At 40.0% G+C, this 19,258-nt stretch carries 21 protein-coding genes; 8 read left to right on the top strand and 13 right to left on the bottom strand.

Annotated features, from left to right (window positions below; all coding sequences use genetic code 11):
- Positions 1-49: 49 nt before the first annotated feature.
- The 6 genes from HYG79_RS12595 to HYG79_RS12570 form a co-directional block, all read right to left on the bottom strand.
- On the bottom strand, positions 50-1,777 hold the full coding sequence (locus HYG79_RS12595) for a SulP family inorganic anion transporter (protein ID WP_179242433.1): 1,728 nt from the start codon (positions 1,775-1,777) through the stop codon (positions 50-52).
- A gap of 98 nt (positions 1,778-1,875) precedes the next feature.
- Positions 1,876-2,508 carry a Crp/Fnr family transcriptional regulator gene (locus HYG79_RS12590; protein WP_179242432.1) on the bottom strand — a complete coding sequence of 211 codons (633 nt, stop codon included), beginning with the start codon at positions 2,506-2,508 and terminating at the stop codon, positions 1,876-1,878.
- Positions 2,509-2,519: 11 nt separating this feature from the next.
- On the bottom strand, positions 2,520-3,299 hold the full coding sequence (locus HYG79_RS12585; RefSeq protein WP_179242431.1) for an aldose epimerase family protein: 780 nt from the start codon (positions 3,297-3,299) through the stop codon (positions 2,520-2,522).
- 2 nt (positions 3,300-3,301) lie between these two features.
- A complete protein-coding gene (locus HYG79_RS12580; RefSeq protein ID WP_228027986.1) occupies positions 3,302-4,594 on the bottom strand; it encodes a M20/M25/M40 family metallo-hydrolase in 1,293 nt (430 codons plus the stop codon).
- A gap of 33 nt (positions 4,595-4,627) precedes the next feature.
- The gene (locus tag HYG79_RS12575; RefSeq protein WP_179242429.1) at positions 4,628-5,608 is read right to left on the bottom strand and encodes a PLP-dependent cysteine synthase family protein; all 981 of its coding nucleotides are present in this window, start codon (positions 5,606-5,608) and stop codon (positions 4,628-4,630) included.
- Positions 5,609-5,676: 68 nt separating this feature from the next.
- The gene (locus tag HYG79_RS12570) at positions 5,677-6,918 is read right to left on the bottom strand and encodes an ABC transporter permease (RefSeq protein ID WP_179242428.1); all 1,242 of its coding nucleotides are present in this window, start codon (positions 6,916-6,918) and stop codon (positions 5,677-5,679) included.
- A gap of 3 nt (positions 6,919-6,921) precedes the next feature.
- Here HYG79_RS12570 and HYG79_RS12565 point away from each other — a divergent pair, with 3 nt between their 5' ends.
- Positions 6,922-8,160, top strand: coding sequence for an exo-beta-N-acetylmuramidase NamZ family protein (locus HYG79_RS12565; RefSeq protein WP_179242427.1), 1,239 nt, complete (start codon positions 6,922-6,924; stop codon positions 8,158-8,160).
- Between the two features lie 114 nt (positions 8,161-8,274).
- Here HYG79_RS12565 and HYG79_RS12560 read toward each other — a convergent pair whose 3' ends face one another.
- Together HYG79_RS12560 and HYG79_RS12555 are read right to left on the bottom strand one after the other, a co-directional pair.
- Positions 8,275-9,108, bottom strand: coding sequence for a sterol desaturase family protein (locus HYG79_RS12560; protein ID WP_179242426.1), 834 nt, complete (start codon positions 9,106-9,108; stop codon positions 8,275-8,277).
- Positions 9,109-9,213: 105 nt separating this feature from the next.
- Complete coding sequence (locus tag HYG79_RS12555; protein WP_179242425.1) at positions 9,214-9,711, bottom strand: YkgJ family cysteine cluster protein; 498 nt, start codon at positions 9,709-9,711, stop codon at positions 9,214-9,216.
- Positions 9,712-9,785: 74 nt separating this feature from the next.
- Here HYG79_RS12555 and HYG79_RS12550 point away from each other — a divergent pair, with 74 nt between their 5' ends.
- From HYG79_RS12550 to HYG79_RS12540, 3 genes are read left to right on the top strand one after another with little or no spacing between them, the layout of a single operon-like run.
- Positions 9,786-10,496 carry a class I SAM-dependent methyltransferase gene (locus HYG79_RS12550; protein WP_179242424.1) on the top strand — a complete coding sequence of 237 codons (711 nt, stop codon included), beginning with the start codon at positions 9,786-9,788 and terminating at the stop codon, positions 10,494-10,496.
- 48 nt (positions 10,497-10,544) lie between these two features.
- Positions 10,545-11,456, top strand: coding sequence for a hypothetical protein (locus HYG79_RS12545; RefSeq protein WP_179242423.1), 912 nt, complete (start codon positions 10,545-10,547; stop codon positions 11,454-11,456).
- Between the two features lie 29 nt (positions 11,457-11,485).
- Positions 11,486-11,863 carry a DUF7079 family protein gene (locus HYG79_RS12540; RefSeq protein ID WP_179242422.1) on the top strand — a complete coding sequence of 126 codons (378 nt, stop codon included), beginning with the start codon at positions 11,486-11,488 and terminating at the stop codon, positions 11,861-11,863.
- Here HYG79_RS12540 and HYG79_RS12535 read toward each other — a convergent pair whose 3' ends face one another.
- Positions 11,864-12,496 (bottom strand): 7-carboxy-7-deazaguanine synthase QueE, encoded by a 633-nt coding sequence (locus HYG79_RS12535; protein WP_179242421.1) that lies wholly within the window; start codon positions 12,494-12,496, stop codon positions 11,864-11,866.
- A 106-nt stretch (positions 12,497-12,602) separates the two neighbouring features.
- On the opposite strand from HYG79_RS12535, the gene HYG79_RS12530 reads away from it, so the two are divergent.
- Both HYG79_RS12530 and HYG79_RS12525 read left to right on the top strand, forming a co-directional pair.
- Complete coding sequence (locus HYG79_RS12530) at positions 12,603-14,105, top strand: helicase HerA-like domain-containing protein (RefSeq protein ID WP_179242420.1); 1,503 nt, start codon at positions 12,603-12,605, stop codon at positions 14,103-14,105.
- Positions 14,106-14,130: 25 nt separating this feature from the next.
- Positions 14,131-14,679 (top strand): hypothetical protein, encoded by a 549-nt coding sequence (locus HYG79_RS12525; RefSeq protein ID WP_179242419.1) that lies wholly within the window; start codon positions 14,131-14,133, stop codon positions 14,677-14,679.
- Between the two features lie 70 nt (positions 14,680-14,749).
- Here HYG79_RS12525 and HYG79_RS12520 read toward each other — a convergent pair whose 3' ends face one another.
- Positions 14,750-15,169 carry a winged helix-turn-helix transcriptional regulator gene (locus tag HYG79_RS12520; protein WP_179242418.1) on the bottom strand — a complete coding sequence of 140 codons (420 nt, stop codon included), beginning with the start codon at positions 15,167-15,169 and terminating at the stop codon, positions 14,750-14,752.
- A gap of 109 nt (positions 15,170-15,278) precedes the next feature.
- Between HYG79_RS12520 and HYG79_RS12515 the strand changes: the two genes are divergently transcribed.
- Both HYG79_RS12515 and HYG79_RS12510 read left to right on the top strand, forming a co-directional pair.
- Positions 15,279-16,118: an alpha/beta fold hydrolase gene (locus HYG79_RS12515; RefSeq protein WP_179242417.1), complete on the top strand. Its 840-nt coding sequence runs from the start codon at positions 15,279-15,281 to the stop codon at positions 16,116-16,118.
- Between the two features lie 31 nt (positions 16,119-16,149).
- The gene (locus HYG79_RS12510) at positions 16,150-16,575 is read left to right on the top strand and encodes a VOC family protein (RefSeq protein WP_179242416.1); all 426 of its coding nucleotides are present in this window, start codon (positions 16,150-16,152) and stop codon (positions 16,573-16,575) included.
- A 25-nt stretch (positions 16,576-16,600) separates the two neighbouring features.
- On the opposite strand, the gene HYG79_RS12505 is transcribed toward HYG79_RS12510, so the two are convergent.
- The 3 genes from HYG79_RS12505 to HYG79_RS12495 are packed head-to-tail and all read right to left on the bottom strand — an operon-like array spanning position 16,601 to position 19,059.
- Positions 16,601-16,786, bottom strand: coding sequence for a hypothetical protein (locus HYG79_RS12505; protein WP_179242415.1), 186 nt, complete (start codon positions 16,784-16,786; stop codon positions 16,601-16,603).
- Positions 16,787-16,812: 26 nt separating this feature from the next.
- Positions 16,813-18,249: a Gfo/Idh/MocA family protein gene (locus HYG79_RS12500; RefSeq protein ID WP_179242414.1), complete on the bottom strand. Its 1,437-nt coding sequence runs from the start codon at positions 18,247-18,249 to the stop codon at positions 16,813-16,815.
- Positions 18,250-18,261: 12 nt separating this feature from the next.
- The gene (locus tag HYG79_RS12495) at positions 18,262-19,059 is read right to left on the bottom strand and encodes a 3-keto-disaccharide hydrolase (protein WP_179242413.1); all 798 of its coding nucleotides are present in this window, start codon (positions 19,057-19,059) and stop codon (positions 18,262-18,264) included.
- Positions 19,060-19,258: the final 199 nt, after the last annotated feature.

The raw sequence follows: 19,258 nt of genomic DNA, 5'->3' as shown, positions 1-19,258 counted from the left end.
TACACATTGTAAAAATAATTCAATTAGACTATATTCAGGGTAACCAAAGTTACCCCTGGGTTATATTTTGGTAGGCGACCTTATGCCAATCGTCAGAAATTGATTTAGGATCGTCAAAATAGGCCACTGCATCCTTTGTTTTTACAAATAAAAACTCTTTGTTCAGTTCTTTGACAATACCACTGCTAAAAATAATATCCCTCGTTGGTCCAATAGCCCCGGCAATATAAAACTGTAGGTTTTTTTCGTGGATTTCCTTAATTACCTTAATCAGCATATTGGCCGCGGTAGAATCAATATAATTGATGGCTTCGGCATTTAGGATCACCCCTTTTAACGCTTTACCCTTTAAATGGATATTTTTTAATAATTGATTTTTGAAATAAGAGGAATTCCCAAAGTATAATTGGGAATCAAAACGAACGATCAATAGGTCGTCCCGCATTTGAAGTTCATCTTTGAACCGATTCACATTTTTGTAATAGTCAGAGCCTTTTATATTGCCCAAAACGGCAAAATGTGGTTTGGACGTTCTATAGACCATCAATAACAGTGAAAGTAAAACCCCGGAAAGAATACCTTGCGTTATGCCAACAAACAAAGTAATGCAAAACGTGACCAAAAGCACCAATAGTTCGTCTTTTCTGTATTTCCATAGGCTTTTGGCATAAGTGACATCAATCAGTCCAAAAACCGATACCATTATGATCGAAGCCAAAATAGCCTTGGGCAAATAATAAAAAAAAGGAATTAAATACAGTAACGTTACAAGCACCATACATACACTGCATATACCCGCAAAATTGGTTTTAGCACCAGCTTGTTGATTAATTGCCGATCTTGAAAAACTTGCCGTAATGGGAAACGATTGGAAAAATGAACCCAATATATTAGATGTACCCAAAGCCAATAGTTCTTTATTGGCGTCTATGGTTTCCCGGCCCGATTTTTCCTCTAAAGACTTACCGATTGATATGGCCTCTAAATACCCTACCAAAGCCAAAGTAAGGGCAACAGGCCATATATTTTTCATGTTTTCAAACGTAATCTCCGGTATTTGAAAGCTTGGCAAACCTGACGGAATTGCCCCCAAAATAACGATTCCATATTCCTTTGAACCAAAAAAATACATCCCCAACAGCCCTAAAACAACTACAATCAATATAGAGGGAATCCTTTTATGTATCTTTTTTAACAGAACAATAATAACGATACCTGCCAAACCGATACCAAAATCATAAACATTCATTTGGGGAAAGGCATCTACGGCATTTAAGACCAACCGATGAAATTTGTTATCGCTCTTTATCGGAGCGCCCAACAAATGCTTTAATTGACTAAAAATTATGATTATGGCCGCTGCAGACGTAAAACCACTGATAACGGGCCTCGATAAAAAATTTACCAAAAACCCCATTCTGAGAACACCCAATAACAATTGGATAACGCCCACCATTAACGCCAACAGCAAAACCAAAGCTATGTAGTTTTGTTCCCCAACGGTGTAGAATGTGCCCAGGCCAGCCGCGACCAAGAGGGAATCCATGGCTACAGGCCCTACGGCCAACTGTCGTGAAGTGCCCAACAATGCATAAACGACCAAAGGCACCAAGGCGGCATAAAGCCCATATACGGGTGGCACCCCAACGATCATAGCATATGCCATACCCTGTGGTACCAAAACAATACCCACGATAAAACCCGCTATGATATCTTTGGAAAAATCGGATTTCTTGTAATCGGACAACCATTGCAAAAAAGGAAAAATATTTCGCATGGTTCAAAGATACCCCTAAATCTCAAATGTAAAAGTAACCAAGGTTACCTATAAGTACACACATAAAAAGCTGATCATCATATGACCAAGGTGTATTGTCAAAGCTGAAGCAACTTGATTTGATTTCTGTTCATAGAAATGATATGCTCCTTTTCCATCTTTTTCAAGAGCCTTGAGACGACTACACGTGAGGTATGTAGGTCAGCGGCAATTTCTTGATGTGTTGTATGTATTACATCGCTATGGTTCACCTTTGCCTTATCCTGCAAGTGTTTTAACAGTCGCTCATCCATTCGCATAAAGGCCAAAGTGTCCACTGTTTCCAAAAGTTCCTGTAGCCGAGAATGGTAGCTATCCAAGATAAACCTACGCCATGTTTTGTATTTCGCCATCCATAGCTCCATTTGCTGCAAGGGTATCATCAATACCTGGGTGTCTGATTCAGCAACAGCCCTAATATCGCTTTTTCGGGTACCCATAAAGCATGAAAAAGTCATGGCACAGGTATCCCCACTTTCAATGAAATATAGCAATAGTTCGTCACCAAGTTCATCTTCCCGCATCACTTTTATAGCGCCATCCAACAACAATGGCACCCCGGAAATGAAATCTCCGATATTGATCATTGTTTCGCCTTGGGGGACTTTTTTCAACATTCCCAAAGCAACTATTTCATGCAATAACTCCTCTTCAAAAAGATAACCAAAGTTTTGTTTCAGAGACTCTTTCATTGTTTAAAATGCTATTTATCCGTTTGGATGAGAACCCTAAAGATTTCATGCGTATCGCCAAAATGTTGAAATCCTTGGTGAATATTCTCTTGCTCTACGGCATAAGGGTAAAATGTTATGGGCTCCAAACACACCATATTGGGAACTTCGGTCCATAACATAAAATGGCGAAACCCATCTGTTTTAAGACGGATGCCGTTTTTATCCTTTAGGCTAAGTTCATTACAATCCAAAACAGGCATGGCCCTGTTGCCAACAGCTAAAATCCCTTTTAGTGAAATAGCTTTACCATTTGCAAAAACAGTGGGGTTTTTGGTGTGTAGTTTAAAAGCAGGATGATAGCCCAGCATAAAGGGCATCCCTTTTTCCCCAGAGACCTGAAATGTTATTTGGAGTCCGTTTAAAGTCAGTTCAATTATTTTCCCGAAACTGAAATCATAGGGCCAGCTCAACAATTTCTCGGTTGACCTATCGGGATATTTTGAGTTTTTGACTTGCGTTTTGGCCTTATATCGCTTGATAAAAATAGCTTTGGTCTCAGATTTTGACTGTACGCTATATTCCATTTCCCGCAAAAGGCCATGCTGATCCTGAACAGCTTTTCCCTTTGGGGTTTGCACCCTAAAATCAGCCTCATTGGTGGGCCCTATGATGGGAAACATCTCCGTATCGGAGCTACGCCATCCCGGGCTGCCCTTTTGGTGTATATATTCATGACCATCAACTTGGTAGCTTACCAGTTCTCCGGCCTCGATTTTTGCTTGTTGGTCATTTAGATGTAACGTAATCATACCTACTGTTGAATCAATCTATAGATCAAAACCGCTGTACGTTTGGTCAAAGCTTCGATGGTATTCAAGTTTACGGTTTCCTCGGGAGTATGGGCACCCGTGCCCATAGTGCCCAAACCGTCAAGACAATCTACATACTCCGCTACAAAAGATGTATCGGCGGCACCCCGTTTTCCTGGATCATACGCAAATACCTCGCCTTGGCCCAAATCTAGACTAACCTGATTTAGCCGGGCCAATAAAGCCTTATTGCCTTCTGTAGGGACCATAGCTGGGTAACTGTCGGTAAAGCTGATTTCCGCAGATGTATTGGGAAGGTTATTGGCAACGATTTCCCGCATTTTGGTTCTAGCCCTTTCTTTTTGTTCTTCCGATATAAAACGAAGCCCACCCTTTACCATAGCCGACTGCGCTACTACATTGCTTTTACCAAAAGTGTTGCCTTTACCTGTTTTAGGGTCATGATCCAAAAACGTACCACCTAATAAAACACCGGGATTAAAAGTCAAAAATTCCTCTCCCTTGACTTCTTCGTAAAAAGAATTGAGGATACGGGACATTTCAAAAATAGCACCTGCGCCTACCCTTTCGCTAAATACCCCGGAAGAATGTGCCCTTTTACCCGTTACCTCAACTTCCCAACCCGATGAGCCCCGTCGGGCCACAGTGGCATAATTGAAGCCCGTAGACGTTTCAAAACCCAGCGCAATATCGCTACGTTTAGCTGCATTGATCAAATCTTTTCGGCTTACGCTCAATGGTTTGCCCGTGCTCTCCTCATCACCCGTAAATGCTGTTATAATCTGTGCATTGTTCAACAAGCCATTCTCATACAAAGCTTTTAAGGCATATAAAATTATCACATTGCCCCCTTTCATGTCATTACCGCCCGGTGCATGCGCAGTGCTATCATTTACCATCTTGAAGGTTTGGAACGGACTGTCTTCTTCAAAAACCGTATCCAGATGGCCGATAAGCAGTAATTTTTTTCCTTTTTTACCAGTAGTTTCCGCAAATAGATGTCCAGCCCTATTCATTTCAGCGGGCATTTCTATCCATGTTGTCTTAAAATCGATATCCTCAAAAGCATCTTTGAACACCATACCTACCTGCTTTACACCTTTTGTATTTAAGGTGCCGCTATTGATATTGACCACTTTCTCCAAAAAAGAAATCGCTTCGGAATTATTTTTTTCAACCGTTGCGATCAATTTTTTTTCGGTTCGGGAAAGTTTTTGGGAATTTACCCCAATACTTAAAAAGAAAACGATAATAAGTGAACAAGCTTTATGCATCTGTTTATGGTTCATTGCTTTGAATTTTTTAATCTATTCCAAGAATCCTTTTTCACTCATCCAATCATCATTGAACATTTTACCCACATACCTACTACCATGATCATGAAACAATACCACTACCACATCGTCTTTGGAAAAGTGTTCTTTTAATTGCAGTAATCCCTTGATGGCGGCGCCTGCGGAATTGCCCAAAAACATACCTTCCTCTTTCGCCAGTTTTTGGGTGTAAACGGCCGCATCCTTATCCGTGACTTTGGTAAAGCCGTCAATGATTTCAAAACGGACGTTCTTGGGCAAAATATCTTCCCCGATACCCTCGGTAATATAAGGATAGATTTCATTCTTATCGAATATACCCGTCTCATGATATTTTTTAAAGACCGAACCATATGTATCAACACCCCAAACCTTTACGTTGGGGTTTTGGAGTTTTAGATAGGAGCCTACGCCAGATATAGTACCTCCCGTACCTACACCAACAACAAAATGAGTGACTTTCCCCGCCGTTTGCTCCCAAATTTCAGGTCCTGTGCTCAAAAAATGGGCTTTGCAGTTAGAGGGATTATCATATTGATTTACGTACCATGAATTGGGAATCTCCTTTGCCAATCGTTTTGCGGTAGAGTAATAACTTCTAGGGTCTTCCGGTGCCACATCAGTGGGGCAAACATATACTTTGCTGCCCACGGCCTTTAAAATATCAATTTTTTCCTTGGACTGTTTGTCGCTGATTACGCATATCATCCCATAACCTTTGACAATTGCCGCTAGGGCCAGGCCCATTCCCGTATTACCTGAAGTACCTTCGATTATGGTGCCGCCCGGCCTCAGGATTCCGGCCTCTTCGGCATCTTCTATCATTTGAAGTGCCATACGGTCTTTTACGGAATTGCCCGGATTAAAAGTTTCGTATTTGGCAAGTACCAAACAGGGCAAATCCGCAGTAAGGGCATTCAATTTCACCAGTGGGGTATTCCCTATTGTTTCGAGTATATTTTTTGCATATTTCATCTTTTGCAAAGATAAAAGATAGATTCAGCAATACGGGATGACATCAAAAAATGTTTCCGTTTAAAAAATCATTCAAATTGAATGGCCTTTACGGGGGTAATCCTGGTAATGATATATGAGGGAATCAAAAGCATCAACAAACAGAGTACCATTACGCCAATATTCAATAAAACAACAGTAAGCACATCTATATGAACCGGTACATAATCAATATAATACTCCTCGGGATTTGGAAATTTTATAAACCTAAACCTTTGCTGCAGCAATAAAAGTCCCAAGCCGACAAGGTTGCCCCAAAATAAGCCGATAGCGATCAAATATGCGGCGTTGAACAAAAACACCTTACGAATGCTCCAATTGGTGGAACCCAATGCCTTTAAAATTCCGATCATTTGCGTACGCTCCAAAATAAGCACCAAAAGGGCGGTAATCATGTTGATTCCGCCAACGACAATCATAATACCTATAATCAAAGCGATGTTAAAATCGAACAGCCCGATCCAATCAAAAATATTGCGGTACTTGTATTTTATGGTCTGGCTATCCAAGTCGGATAGTATCTTACCGTAAATTTCATTGCCTTTTTCATCAATTTGACCAAAATCCTTCAAGAAAACCTCAAAATTACCTACTTGGTCTTCGTCCCATTTATTCATCCGTTGAATGTGCCTAATATCAATCAATACATAAATCTCGTCAAGCTCTTCAAATCCACTATCATAAATACCCACAATATCAAACCGTCTTTGGTTGGGAATTTTATCGGGATTCTCTTCCTTAAAAAAAAGTGCGGGGAAAGTGTCGCCTACCTCTAGCTGTAATTTATTGGCCATGGTTCGGGACATTAAGGCCTCACCGTTTAAGTCAGATGTATACTCCGGTAATCGGCCCTGTACCAAAAAATCCCTGAAAACGGTCCAGTTGTAATCTGTGCCCACACCTTTGGCGATCATGCCTTCGAACGTATCGGCAGTTCTGATAATACCACCTTTACTGGCTACTGCCTGCACATGGGAAATACCTTCTACATTTTTAAATTCCGGATAAAAATCCTGTTTTTTGGAAACCGGCACTATGGAAACCTCAGAAATGTTGTTGTCATAATTGGAAATCTGGACGTGACCATTGAAAGCAGCCAGTTTTTCTCGAATTTTATGTTGCAGACCAACACCTGTTGCCAAAGCGATAAGCATCATAATAATACCCAGGGCAATTGCCGCTATGGCTATTTTTATTATTGGGGCAGAAATACTAATTTTATGTTCCTTGCCCCTAATAAGGCGTTTAGCTATAAAATATTCAAAATTCAATAGATGGCATTTTTATCCAATCCCAAAAATACAGTATTCTTATGGGTTTTGTTTCTGCTAGCTTGCGGAAACCGACCAAAAAACGACTCGGCCCAAATGGAAACAACCGATGTTGCCAGCATAAAAACCGAAACTAAAGAAGTAATCGTTGCCGCCAATAGAACAGCGGAATATATACCGCTATTGACCGGTAAAAAAGTGGGGGTTGTTGCCAATCAAACCAGTGTTATCTTCCACGGGGATAATCATACACATTTAATAGATTCCCTAAGCTCTTTACAAATTGATCTAAAAAAAGTGTTTGCCCCCGAACATGGTTTTCGTGGTAAGGCCGATGCAGGTGAGAAAGTAAAAGATGATGTAGATACCAAAACTGGACTCCCCATTATTTCGTTACACGGTAAAGACCGAAAACCTTCGCCCGAACATCTACGTGATTTGGATGTGGTGCTTTTTGATATTCAGGATGTAGGCGTTCGCTTTTACACCTATATCGCTACTCTACAATTGGTCATGGAGGCCTGTGCCGAAAACAATATTCCGCTAATCGTATTGGACCGCCCCAACCCGAATGCACACTATGTGGATGGCCCCACCATGGAGACCAAACATACCGGGTTTTTAGGCATGACCGAAATTCCCCTAGTGTATGGCATGACCATTGGCGAATATGCACAAATGATCAATGAGGAAGGTTGGTTAAAAGATGCCGTTACAGTAGATCTGACCGTTATCCCCTTGAAAAACTGGACGTATGGGACCGAGTATAGCTTACCCATACGCCCGTCCCCTAACTTACCGAACGATACATCAATTAATCTGTACCCAAGCCTTGGTCTTTTTGAAGGTACGAACGTCAATGCAGGCCGCGGAACGGAATATCAGTTCCAACGTTATGGGGCTTCCTTTTTGGACAGTACGGAATATAATTTCAGTTATGTGCCAAAACCCAATTTTGGTTCAAAACATCCAAAAGAAATAGGTAAAAAATGCTTTGGAAAAGATTTGTCCCAGACTCCGAAAATGAGCGAAGCATCCCTGCGGTGGATTATGGATGCCTATGAAAATACCGTGAACAAGACCAAATTCTTTATCACCGATGGATTTACCAAACATGCAGGCACTACAAAACTTCAAAAACAAATAGAAGCGGGGCTTACAGAAAAAGAAATCAAAGAAACCTGGCAAGCGGATTTAGAAAAGTTTAAAACGATACGAAAGAAATATTTGAGGTATCAATAACATCTTATCGTCTTTTCGAAGAGAGTAGAACAATCGAGAAATCTCTATCGGTTAAATTTGATTTATCACTTAAAGGTTCGAAATGGAATCTGGAGGTTTAATAAAAAATAAAAATCAATTTTCAACTGTAGTAGGCTTCCGATACTTGTGAAACGGTTGCTTTAAAAGTCCTTTGATACTGGCATTTTCAATGGCATCGGGAAAAGTATCTACCCCATACACAATAGCATCCCTATCTAATTTCATGTATGTACCAAAGAGCCTGTCCCAAATGGAGAAAATATTGCCATAATTGGAATCCGTGTAGGGCAAAACGTTGTGGTGATGTACCTTATGCATATCCGGTGAGACCACTATGTAGCTAATGGTTTCGTCCACCTTTTTGGGTAATTTAATATTGGCATGACTAAACTGGGTAGCCACCAATGAAAGGGATTGATATAACATTACGATACCTATGGGCGTACCAATAACGAAAACCCCGGCCAAAGTAAACGTAAACCGAATGACACTTTCCAGCGGGTGGTGACGGTTCGCCGTGGTCGTATCAACGTTATGATCGGTATGATGAACCAAATGCACCATCCACAAAGGTTTTACTTTGTGCTCAACATAATGGGCTAGGTAAGCACCAATAAAATCCAATAATAAAATGCCCAAGATTACGTACAACCACAATGGCATTTTAGGCAACCAGTTAATGATACCAAAATCATTGGTTACGGTCCAATCGGCAGTCTTTAATAACATAAAGGCCAAAGCAAAGTTTACGATGATAGTGGTCAAGGTAAAAAACAGATTGGGCAAAGCATGTCGCCACTTTTTGTAGTTGAACTTAAATAAAGGCACCGCACCTTCGAGCAACCAAAAAAAAGTAATGCCACCTACCAAAATCAATGAGCGATGTGCAGAGGGTATCGTTTCAAAATATGCGATAATGGTTTCCATTCTATAAAGATAATAATTTAAGTTGGTAGCAACAGTGCACAGTTTTTGGTGAAAAAATACACATTATTATCACCCAATAGTATGTCTTACCATGGCCCACTGTAATTAGACACCCCCTATTCTTTTCTTCATTGCTTCTACTATATTGAAAGCGGCCGGGCAAATGGCTACGTTCTTTAAGGTTAAACTGCTTATTTGTTGAAACTTTTTTCTATCGGTATGTGGAAACTCTCTACAGGCTTTGGGCCTCACCTCATAGATCGAACAGTAGTTGTTGGCCCCTAAAAAAGCACAGGGCACTTGTTGTAGTACATAATCGTTTTCCTCATCGATTTTTAAATATGTATCAATGAATTTTTGCGGTTTTAACCTAAAATGTTTGGCAATACGTGTAATATCGGCGTTGGTAAACAATGGCCCGGTAGTTTTGCAACAATTGGCGCACGTAAGGCAATCGGTTCGTTCAAACTCCGCTTTGTGCAACTCTTGCATTATATAGTCCAAGTTCTTGGGAGGCTTTTTTTTGAGTTTGGCAAAAAACTTTTTATTTTCTGCATGCTTTTCTTTAGCCTTTTCAGGGAGTTTTTGTAAAACCTCTTCCATACAACCAATTTTTATTTTCAAAACTAGGCAAGTACTTTTAAAAATCGGATTTTTACCATAGGAAAAACAAATAAATGGCAGAAGATATCTTAGGACAAGCATTGTTGGATTATCAGAACGGTAAATACACTGAGGATATCCTTACCTACTCTTCTTTGGATGAAGAGGATATAATTCCGCTCCCCTATTTATTTCGAGGTTTCGAAAAAATGCCACCGTTGGAACAAAAAGCCCTAAAACTATGTAAAGGGGAAGTTTTGGATATTGGTTGTGGCGCAGGTAACCATAGCCTTTATCTTCAAGAAAAGGGATATAACATAACCGCTTTGGATAGCTCAAAAGGTGCTATTGAAGTATGTACCAAAAGGGGCTTAAATAAAACCGTAATATCCGCAATACTCGATTTCGACAAAAAAAAATATGATACATTGCTATTGCTGATGAACGGTATAGGTTTGGCCGGCACACTAAACCAACTAAAAGACTTCCTATTGCATCTAAAATCAATTTTAAAACCTGAAGGACACATACTTTTAGACTCTAGCGATATCATATATATGTACGATGCCGATGACGATGGCGGCTATTGGGTTCCCAATGATGGCAGTTATTATGGCGAGGTAGAATTCACCATGCAATATAAGGGTGAAAAAGGGCAACCTTTTGAGTGGTTGTATTTGGATTTCAACACACTACAGCGTGCCGCTTCTGATACAGGTTTTTTGTGCGAACTTGTAAGCGAGGGCCATCATTACGACTATTTAGCTAAACTTGCCCCAAAATAATACTAGATGGCTTGGTTTTTGCGTTATAAACCCATATATAAAATTGCAATGAAAAAGTATACGTTTTCTTTGGTCTTTTTTTCCCTAATATTAGTGTTGGGATGTTCAAAAAACTCATCCGAAAGTGATGATGATACACCCGAAGAACCAAGAATGGTGAACAGAACCCCCAATTTACAAGCTACCGGAGACTCTGCCAACGATATTTTATCCAATGATAATTTTGATAAGCTGCTTATTGAAATCGCTTTTGTTCAAGGGTTTAGGCCAACCCAACAAACCATAGCCAATTTTACCGAATACTTACGGGAACATACCTTTAAGGAAGATATTGAGCTTACGTTCAAATCGTTGCCTTCTCCCAATAAGGAAAGCCTTGAACTAAATGAGGACATAGGACCTTTGGAAACCGAAAACCGAACAGCGTATAACGATGGTACAACACTGGCCATATATATTTATTTTGCGGATGCGCCTTCTGATGGGGACGACCCAGACGAAAATTTGGTTACCCTGGGAGCGGTATATAGAAACACCTCAATGATCATATACGAGTCTACCGTTCGTGAACTGGCTTCAAGGAGCAGCATAATTACCGTTACCGATGTAGAGACCGCAACCTTGAACCATGAGTTCGGTCATTTGTTCGGCCTTGTCAATATTGGCACTACACCGGTAAACGATCATGAATCGCAGTCCGAAAATGAAAATGGCGTACTTGTCGGCAATAAGCATTGCAATGTTGATGGCTGTTTAATGGAAGCCGAACTTCAATTTGGAGGCGGAGCTTCGGCAAAAAGCCTGACGGCCAAAAGTTCTTCCGGCAACATATTAAAATCTGACTGTACCCTAAGCGGGGAAAGCGTTCTTAAAATATTATCTTCCCGAACCGGAAAGGGAAATGTTCCCGATTTGGATGCCGAGTGCGTTCTTGATTTACAATCCAACGGAGGTAGGTAAAATTTCCTAAGATCAGCTATAAATTTTAAATGAGTCCAAAAGAAATTGAACAACGTAAACCAATTTGGATTGCGATATCGGATTTTTATTTGGATACGGAATTGGACGATGTATCCTTTAAATATATTGCCAAAAAAATACACGAAAGCACTTTTACTTTTGAGGAAGTAAAACAGATTGACCGTACCGATGTGTTCCCCGTACTCTACGGAAATTTACTCACGGTAGCAGGCATATGGTCAGGTTTTAACGAAGAATGGTTAGTGCCGACCATCATTGAAAATTTATCCAAGCAAAATACCTTGAGCCGCTTCTTTTTGAAGATTAAATATAGATTGTTCAGATGGATGTATAAAGAGTATTGGGAAAAATTAGAGTATTTTCACAAGACGTTTAAACATCAATAATCAAGGAATATTTAAATATTTATGGGTTTGCAGGGAGACTTTCCATTTAGGATTCTCCATCACATAATCCACTATTTTAGGAACTATTTTATCGCTTACACTCCACTCCGGTTGCAGGTACAGAATGCAGTTTTTGTTTACTTTGGCCGCTTGCTCCTCTGCAAAGATGAAATCGTGTTTATTGTACACTATTACTTTTAGCTCGTGCGCTTTTTTATAAATAATCCCTTCGGGAAGTTTGTTCTTTTTGGGCGAAAGACAAATCCAATCCCATTCCCCCGTAAGTTTATAGGCTCCTGAAGTCTCGATATGGGTCTGTAAATTCTTGGTTTTTAAAGCTCGCGTCAAGGGGTTCATGTCCCAAGTAAGGGGCTCCCCGCCCGTAACCACAATAGTGTCTGAATATTTAGCGGCATTCTCGACTATGGCATCAATACTTGTAGGTGGATGGGTACCGGCATTCCAGCTTTCTTTGACATCGCACCAATGGCAGCCTACATCACATCCGCCAACACGAATAAAATAGGCAGCGGTACCTTTATGATAGCCTTCGCCCTGTATGGTATAGAATTCTTCCATTAAAGGCAGCATCAATCCTTTATCTACCAGTTGCAATACCTCGTCTTTTAGCATTTGACAAAGATAGGCCTCCCCCTACTTCCCCACAAGTATGGCAATTATCTTCTGTTTCATTTTTCAACCAAAAAAAATCCACTTATTTTTAACAAAAATAACCAGCATGAGTACCCAAGACCAGTTTTTTGCCCATATTGAAAAAGGCTATACCACAAAAGGAGATTTTATAACCATGGGCGCTGCCATGCTAGATGGTGAGGCCGTCACCAACGCCCATGTTAAAATTCCATTGAAAACCTTAAATAGGCATGGGCTTATTGCCGGGGCAACGGGTACTGGAAAAACCAAGACTCTTCAAGTATTGGCAGAAAACCTATCGGAAAAAGGGGTCCCTGTGTTGCTGATGGATTTAAAAGGTGATTTGAGCGGCATTGCCCAACCCAGTCCTGGGCATCCAAAAATCGATGAGCGCCATGCCAAGATCGGGCTCCCGTTCGAAGCCAAAGGTTTTCCTGTTGAGATTTTGTCCCTTTCCGAACAAGATGGTGTAAAGTTAAGAGCCACGGTGTCGGAATTTGGTCCCACACTCTTATCCCGAATTTTAGACTTAACCGAGACACAGGAAGGTATAGTAGCCGTAGTTTTCAAATATTGTGATGACCATAAGCTTCCCCTATTGGATTTAAAGGATTTCAAAAAGGTATTGCAATATGCCACGGGAGCGGGAAAAGCTGAATTCACCAAAGACTATGGAAGAATCTCTACCAGTTCTACCGGAACGATTTTGAGAAAAATAATTGAAATGGAGCAGCAAGGAGCGGACTTGTTCTTTGGCGAAAAATCTTTTGATGTCGACGATCTCACTCGAATTGATGAAAACGGAAAGGGATATATAAACATTATTCGTTTAACCGATATACAGGATAGGCCCAAACTCTTTTCCACGTTCATGTTGAGTTTGTTGGCAGAGATTTACAGTACGTTTCCCGAGCAGGGCGATAGCGATAGGCCAGAACTTATCCTATTTATAGATGAAGCGCATTTGATTTTTAAGGAAGCATCAAAAGCATTGTTAGATCAAATAGAAGGCATCGTAAAATTGATACGCTCCAAAGGTATCGGGCTTTATTTTGTGACCCAAAACCCGACCGATGTCCCCAACGAGGTATTGGCGCAATTGGGCCTAAAAGTACAGCATGCCCTAAGGGCTTTCACGGCACGAGACAGGAAAGCGATAAAGCTCACTGCGGAAAATTACCCCATATCCGAATATTACGATACTAAAGAAGTACTCACCGCCTTGGGAATTGGTGAGGCCTTAATATCCGCTTTGGACGAAAAAGGGCGGCCCACACCATTGGCGGCCACTCTTTTGAGGGCACCAATGAGCCGTATGGATGTTCTTACCGACACGGAACTAAAATCGGTCATAAAAAAATCCCATTTGGTCAAAAAATACAATGATGTCATAGATCGTGAAAGTGCCTATGAAATATTGAACGAAAAAATTGAAAAAGCAGAGGCCCTGGCAGAAAAAGAAAAATCCAAACCTAGAACCACGAGCCGAAGAAGAACCAGTACAAGACAAAATCCCGTTATAAAAGTACTGACCAGTGCCACCTTTATTCGTGGTGTGCTAGGTGTATTAAAAAAAGTTCTCAGATAATGCTACAAACCATAAAAAACCACTTATGAAGAAATATACAGCTATTCTTATCGTGACTCTTTTGGCATTTGGTTGCAAACAAGAGAAGGATACTACTTTTTTGATTACAAAAGAAAGTGTGGGCAAGCTCGACAAGAGCAGTTTACATCGCGATTTGGATATTATTTATGCTGATGACTCCATAGTACGCGATACATCAAAGATACGTTTAGGCGATTTGGGAAGAAAAGTTCTAGTATATGAAAAAGGGGGCAAACAATTATTGACTTTAACGCCAAGCAAGGATAGTATACCTACCATAGATAATATTCGTATACACGACCCACGTTTTAAAACCGAAAAAGGGATACACCTCAACAGCACTTTTAAAGACATCGAGGATAACTATCAAATAAAAAAGGTAATCACATCTATGAACAATGTGGTTATTCTTTTGAATGATAGTGATGTTTATTTTACGATAGATAAAAGTGAATTACCCTCAAGCCTACGATATTCGTCCAGTACGAATATTGAAGCGGTTCAAATACCGGATGCGGCCAAAATAAAATATATGATGGTAGGTTGGGATTGAATTCATAGTTGACCATTTATAAAAATATAACCCAAAGCTACTGTCCTCGATTAACTTTGAATAATGTGTTTTATGGCTTTTTGAATTTTTTCCTGTTTTTTATCACAGTATCGCTATAAGCCGTTATCCACTCAGTTAAATCCAATAGTTTTAGTAGATACGAATGACCAAAGCCGGTCAAACCATATTCTACCCGTACAGGTACTTCTGGGTACATGGTGCGTGAAATATATCCGTCCGCTTCCAACATTTTTAAGCGTTCGCTCAAAACCTTGCCCGATATACCATATACGTATTTTTTGAGTTTATTGAACCTCAGCACAGGATAGTATCCCAAATAAAGGATAATGAGTATGCTCCATTTATCCGAAGCCAAAGCCATTACATCACGTATGGGACAGTATTCGGCATTACGAACATCAATATGCCCGAACATTTTTTTTATTTTTTTTGCGACCTTAACTTTTTGATTTTCAGTAACAGTTTCCATATGGGTACTTGATGTTATTTTCGACACCTCTTTTAAGAAAGAAAAAGATAATGTATTTTTAGTTTAAAATAAAAACTAAGTTACTTAAAGTAACCAAATTTTACCACGCATGAAAAGATTGATCAATCGCCTTTTGCCCAAACTGTACGGTACTTACCTTAATATGCTTTCCCTTTTTTCGAAAGATATGGCTGCCAACAAGGCCTTTCATGTTTTTTGTACCATACGAAAAGGAAAAGTATTACCGGTACAAAAAGAGTTTTTGGATACCGCCAAAGACAAAGTGCATACGATTGAAAATCATAAAATACAATCCTACCGTTGGCAGGGTTCCAAAGAGACCGTTTTATTGGTTCACGGTTGGGAAAGCAATGTATTTAGATGGCGAAATCTTATAAAAAAACTGAAGGAGGCCGATTTTAATATCATTGCTTTCGATGCGCCCGGGCACGGTTACTCCTCGGGGAAATATCTATACGTTCCCTTATATGAAAAGGCACTTCAATCAATGATCGAAATCTACGAGCCAAAATATCTTATAGGCCACTCGGTAGGTGGTATGACCATAATGTACAATCAATATTTGCATCCCCAATCAAAAGTGGATAAGCTGGTCACTATCGGGGCTCCTTCGGAATTTCATGAACTTATGACACATTACGAAAACCTTTTAGGTTTGAACAAACGTGTCTTGAACGGTCTGGAAGCCTATATCAAAAACAGGTTTGGTTTTACGTTCAAGGAATTTTCAACAGCTAGTTTTGCACTAAAAAATACCAAAAAGGGAATTCTTTTTCATGATTCATCGGATCCTATTACACCTTATCATAATTCAGTCGCGGTTCACAAAAATTGGAAAGGGAGTCAGCTCGTGACTACCAAAGGTTTAGGACATTCAATGCATCAAGACGACGTTAACGACAAAATAATACGTTTTCTAAAGTCCTGAGAAAAAAGTATTTTTAAACAAACATACTATTATGCAAAACGTAAGTCCCTTCCATATTGCGATACCCGTTCACAATTTAAGCGAATGCCGCACTTTTTATAGGGAAATATTGAATTGTGAAGAAGGTAGGAGTAGTGACCATTGGGTAGATTTTAATCTTTTCGGGCATCAATTGGTCATTCACTACAAACCTAAATCAGAAACAGATAGTTTACATCACAACCCGGTAGACGGCCAGAATGTTCCCGTACCCCATTATGGTGTTGTTTTGCCTTGGGACACGTTTCAATCCTTTGCCAACGAGTTAAAATCAAAAAATATACAATTTGTCATTGAGCCGTACATTCGTTTTGAAGGTGAAGTGGGCGAGCAGGCTACTATGTTTTTTCTAGATCCGGCAGGTAACGCTCTAGAGTTCAAGGCTTTTAAGGACATCAAGCAATTATTCGCAAAATAAGCGCTTTTCTTAAAATAGGCATGTACTATTCCTTACTACTGAATTTTTGCCGCGCCCATATGAATATGCCATAGAGAACACCGAACATCAATCCATTTCCAGCTTTTGACAAAATCACGTCTTGGGTGTATTCTTTCTCAAGAATTACCGAAATAATGGTAAAAAGGATAGCACCCACCATAGCTTGTATAATTATTTTCTTGATGTTCATAATGCTAAAATATTGAATAATACCCCTTAAAAATTACGATAAGGAGCATCTAAATATTGATTGGCTTCTTCCTCGGCGAATTTTGCATTTTTACTGTCCCAATGTAAGGTTTGATTTGGAAAACGCCCGGCAATGACGCCTAAAAGAATGGTTTCGGTCAAACGGGACGCATAGGAAAAAGGTGCGCTACACTGTGCTTTGCCCAAACAAGCATCCACAAATTGATGGTAATGCTTTGGCCCTTCAGATTCGTAGTCACGTATGGGTTTACCCATACGATGCTCTTTTTCAATATTTGAAATTTCATTGGAAATATCTACATATTTCCCATCAACTATTTTTTTGGGAAGCTCCATAAAATGGGGCAATAACAAGCGCCCTTCCTCACCAACGAACATGGCACCTTGTTCAGGGAGTTTTCCTTTGGCGGTCGCTTTTGTTTTTAAAGACATTTTATCTTCTATAGATGCCTCAGCCGTATTCTGTTCTTTTTCCCTGTACATACTTTCGGCGTCCGGCAACCGTAAATCTTCATGATCTACCTTGGGTGCTCCAGGACCGTCGTACCAAGTCCATTTAAATTCTTCGGTCGTGTATTCGGTTCCCGGAAATTCATAGGTGACCACATTGCTTTCCGGAAATCCGAAGCCATTCGGTGTTCTACAATTATTAACTATGGTCTTGGGAACATCCAAGGCCAAAGCATTGTAAGGCGTATCAAAAATATGAACCCCCATATCCCCCAAGGTTCCACAACCGTAGTCTACCAATTTTCTCCAGTTACCAGGGTGGTAGAACCCTTTCTTATAAGGTTTGTCCGTAGATGTTCCCAACCAAAGGTTCCAGTCCAAGTTACTCGGTACGGTATCACTACCTTCAGGTATTGGGCCATCGTAGCCCCAATTTTTTGGGGACCAGGCATGAACGGCCTTCACTTTACCTATAATACCCGATTGAATCAATAAAGTAGCTAGTTTATAGTCATAAAACGAATGCACTTGAATACCCATTTGGGTTATCAATCCTTTTTCTTTTGCCAATTTACTCATGGCTCTAGCTTCCGATACGTGGTGGGTCAAAGGTTTTTGACAGTATACGGCTTTATTCATCTGCATTGCCATCATCGATGCAGGAGCGTGGGTATGATCCGGTGTGGAAACTACTATGGCATCAATACTCTTATCCATTTCTTTTAGAAGCACCCTGTAATCTTTAAAAGTTTTTGCTTTGGGATGCTCTTTATGAGCCGCTGCCAAATTATCGGCATCCACATCGCAAAGGGCGACCACATCTACGAGATTGTGCGACGAAATTGCCTTTAAGTCTTCGGCACCCATATTACCTACCCCGATATGTGCAACACGCAGCCGCTTTTTACTTTTTGAAATGGCCCAAATGCTTGAAGGTAAAAGGGCAAGGGATGACATAGCTGCTGCATTTTTTATAAATTCCCGTTTATTCATTACGTATTTATATTATAGTTTCCTGATTTTTATGTTCTTGAACCAAATGGGGCTTGCATGATCTTGCAACCCTATAAAGCCCGTTTTGTATTTCCCGTAATCTGGACTGTTCTGCCATTTATCGGAATTTTTCTTTTCGTACCAAGCTTCATCCCAAGGTATAAAAGACAATATTTTCTTCCCGTTTAACCAATGCTCTACTTTTTTCGGGGTAAATATAATTTTTGAGGAGTTCCACTCTCCGGCAGGGTGAAGCACTTTTTGTGAAGCATTGGCGGCATGCATGGCATAATCAGAGCCTGTTTGCTGTAAAGGTTTTAGCTCATTTGGCTTTTCGGTATATCCTAAACTTAAGTTATAAGCTGTAAGGTCATGTATTTTTGCATAGCCCAAATCATCGATAAGCTGATATTCGGGTGCGACCACGGGCGGACTGTCATACCCTTCTTTTACGTGATAAAAAATACCACTATTACCGCCTTCGGGTATTTTCCATTCCAAATAGAATTCAAAATTGTCGAACTCTTCAGCGGCATAGATAATGTCCTTACCACCTTTATAATCCTGTTCAAGGCCCAAATCTGTTTTAAAGGTCAAAGTACTATCTTCAATAATCCATCCCGGAGGCAGCACTTTTGCGTTATACCCGCGCCAGCCTTTGGTACTTGTACCGTCAAAAAGATATGTCCATTCATCGGAAGCTCTATTTTCTTGAATAGTTTCATCAACCAAGCTTTCTGTCCTTTTGTTTTCGGTCTTGCATGAGGTAAATGCAATCAAACAAATTAAAAGAAATCCTATTTTTTTCATTTCTGTTTATGTAATGGTTTTTAAGTTTTCGGCTATCGGAACACCCAATTGGTACATTGAATCTAATTATAATTTTTTAAGATTTAAAATTATGTCCCATTTCGACACTTTTGAAGACATGAATAGCAGCGTATCTGATAGATTGGCTAATCATTATGCTCTAAGAATAATCGAAGTACATAATCTTGATCCGAAAAAA

The sequence above is a fragment of the Costertonia aggregata genome (assembly GCF_013402795.1).
GTDB lineage: Bacteria > Bacteroidota > Bacteroidia > Flavobacteriales > Flavobacteriaceae > Costertonia > Costertonia aggregata.
Note: the sequence above shows the minus strand (reverse complement) of the source record. Positions and strands in the feature narration are given on the sequence as shown.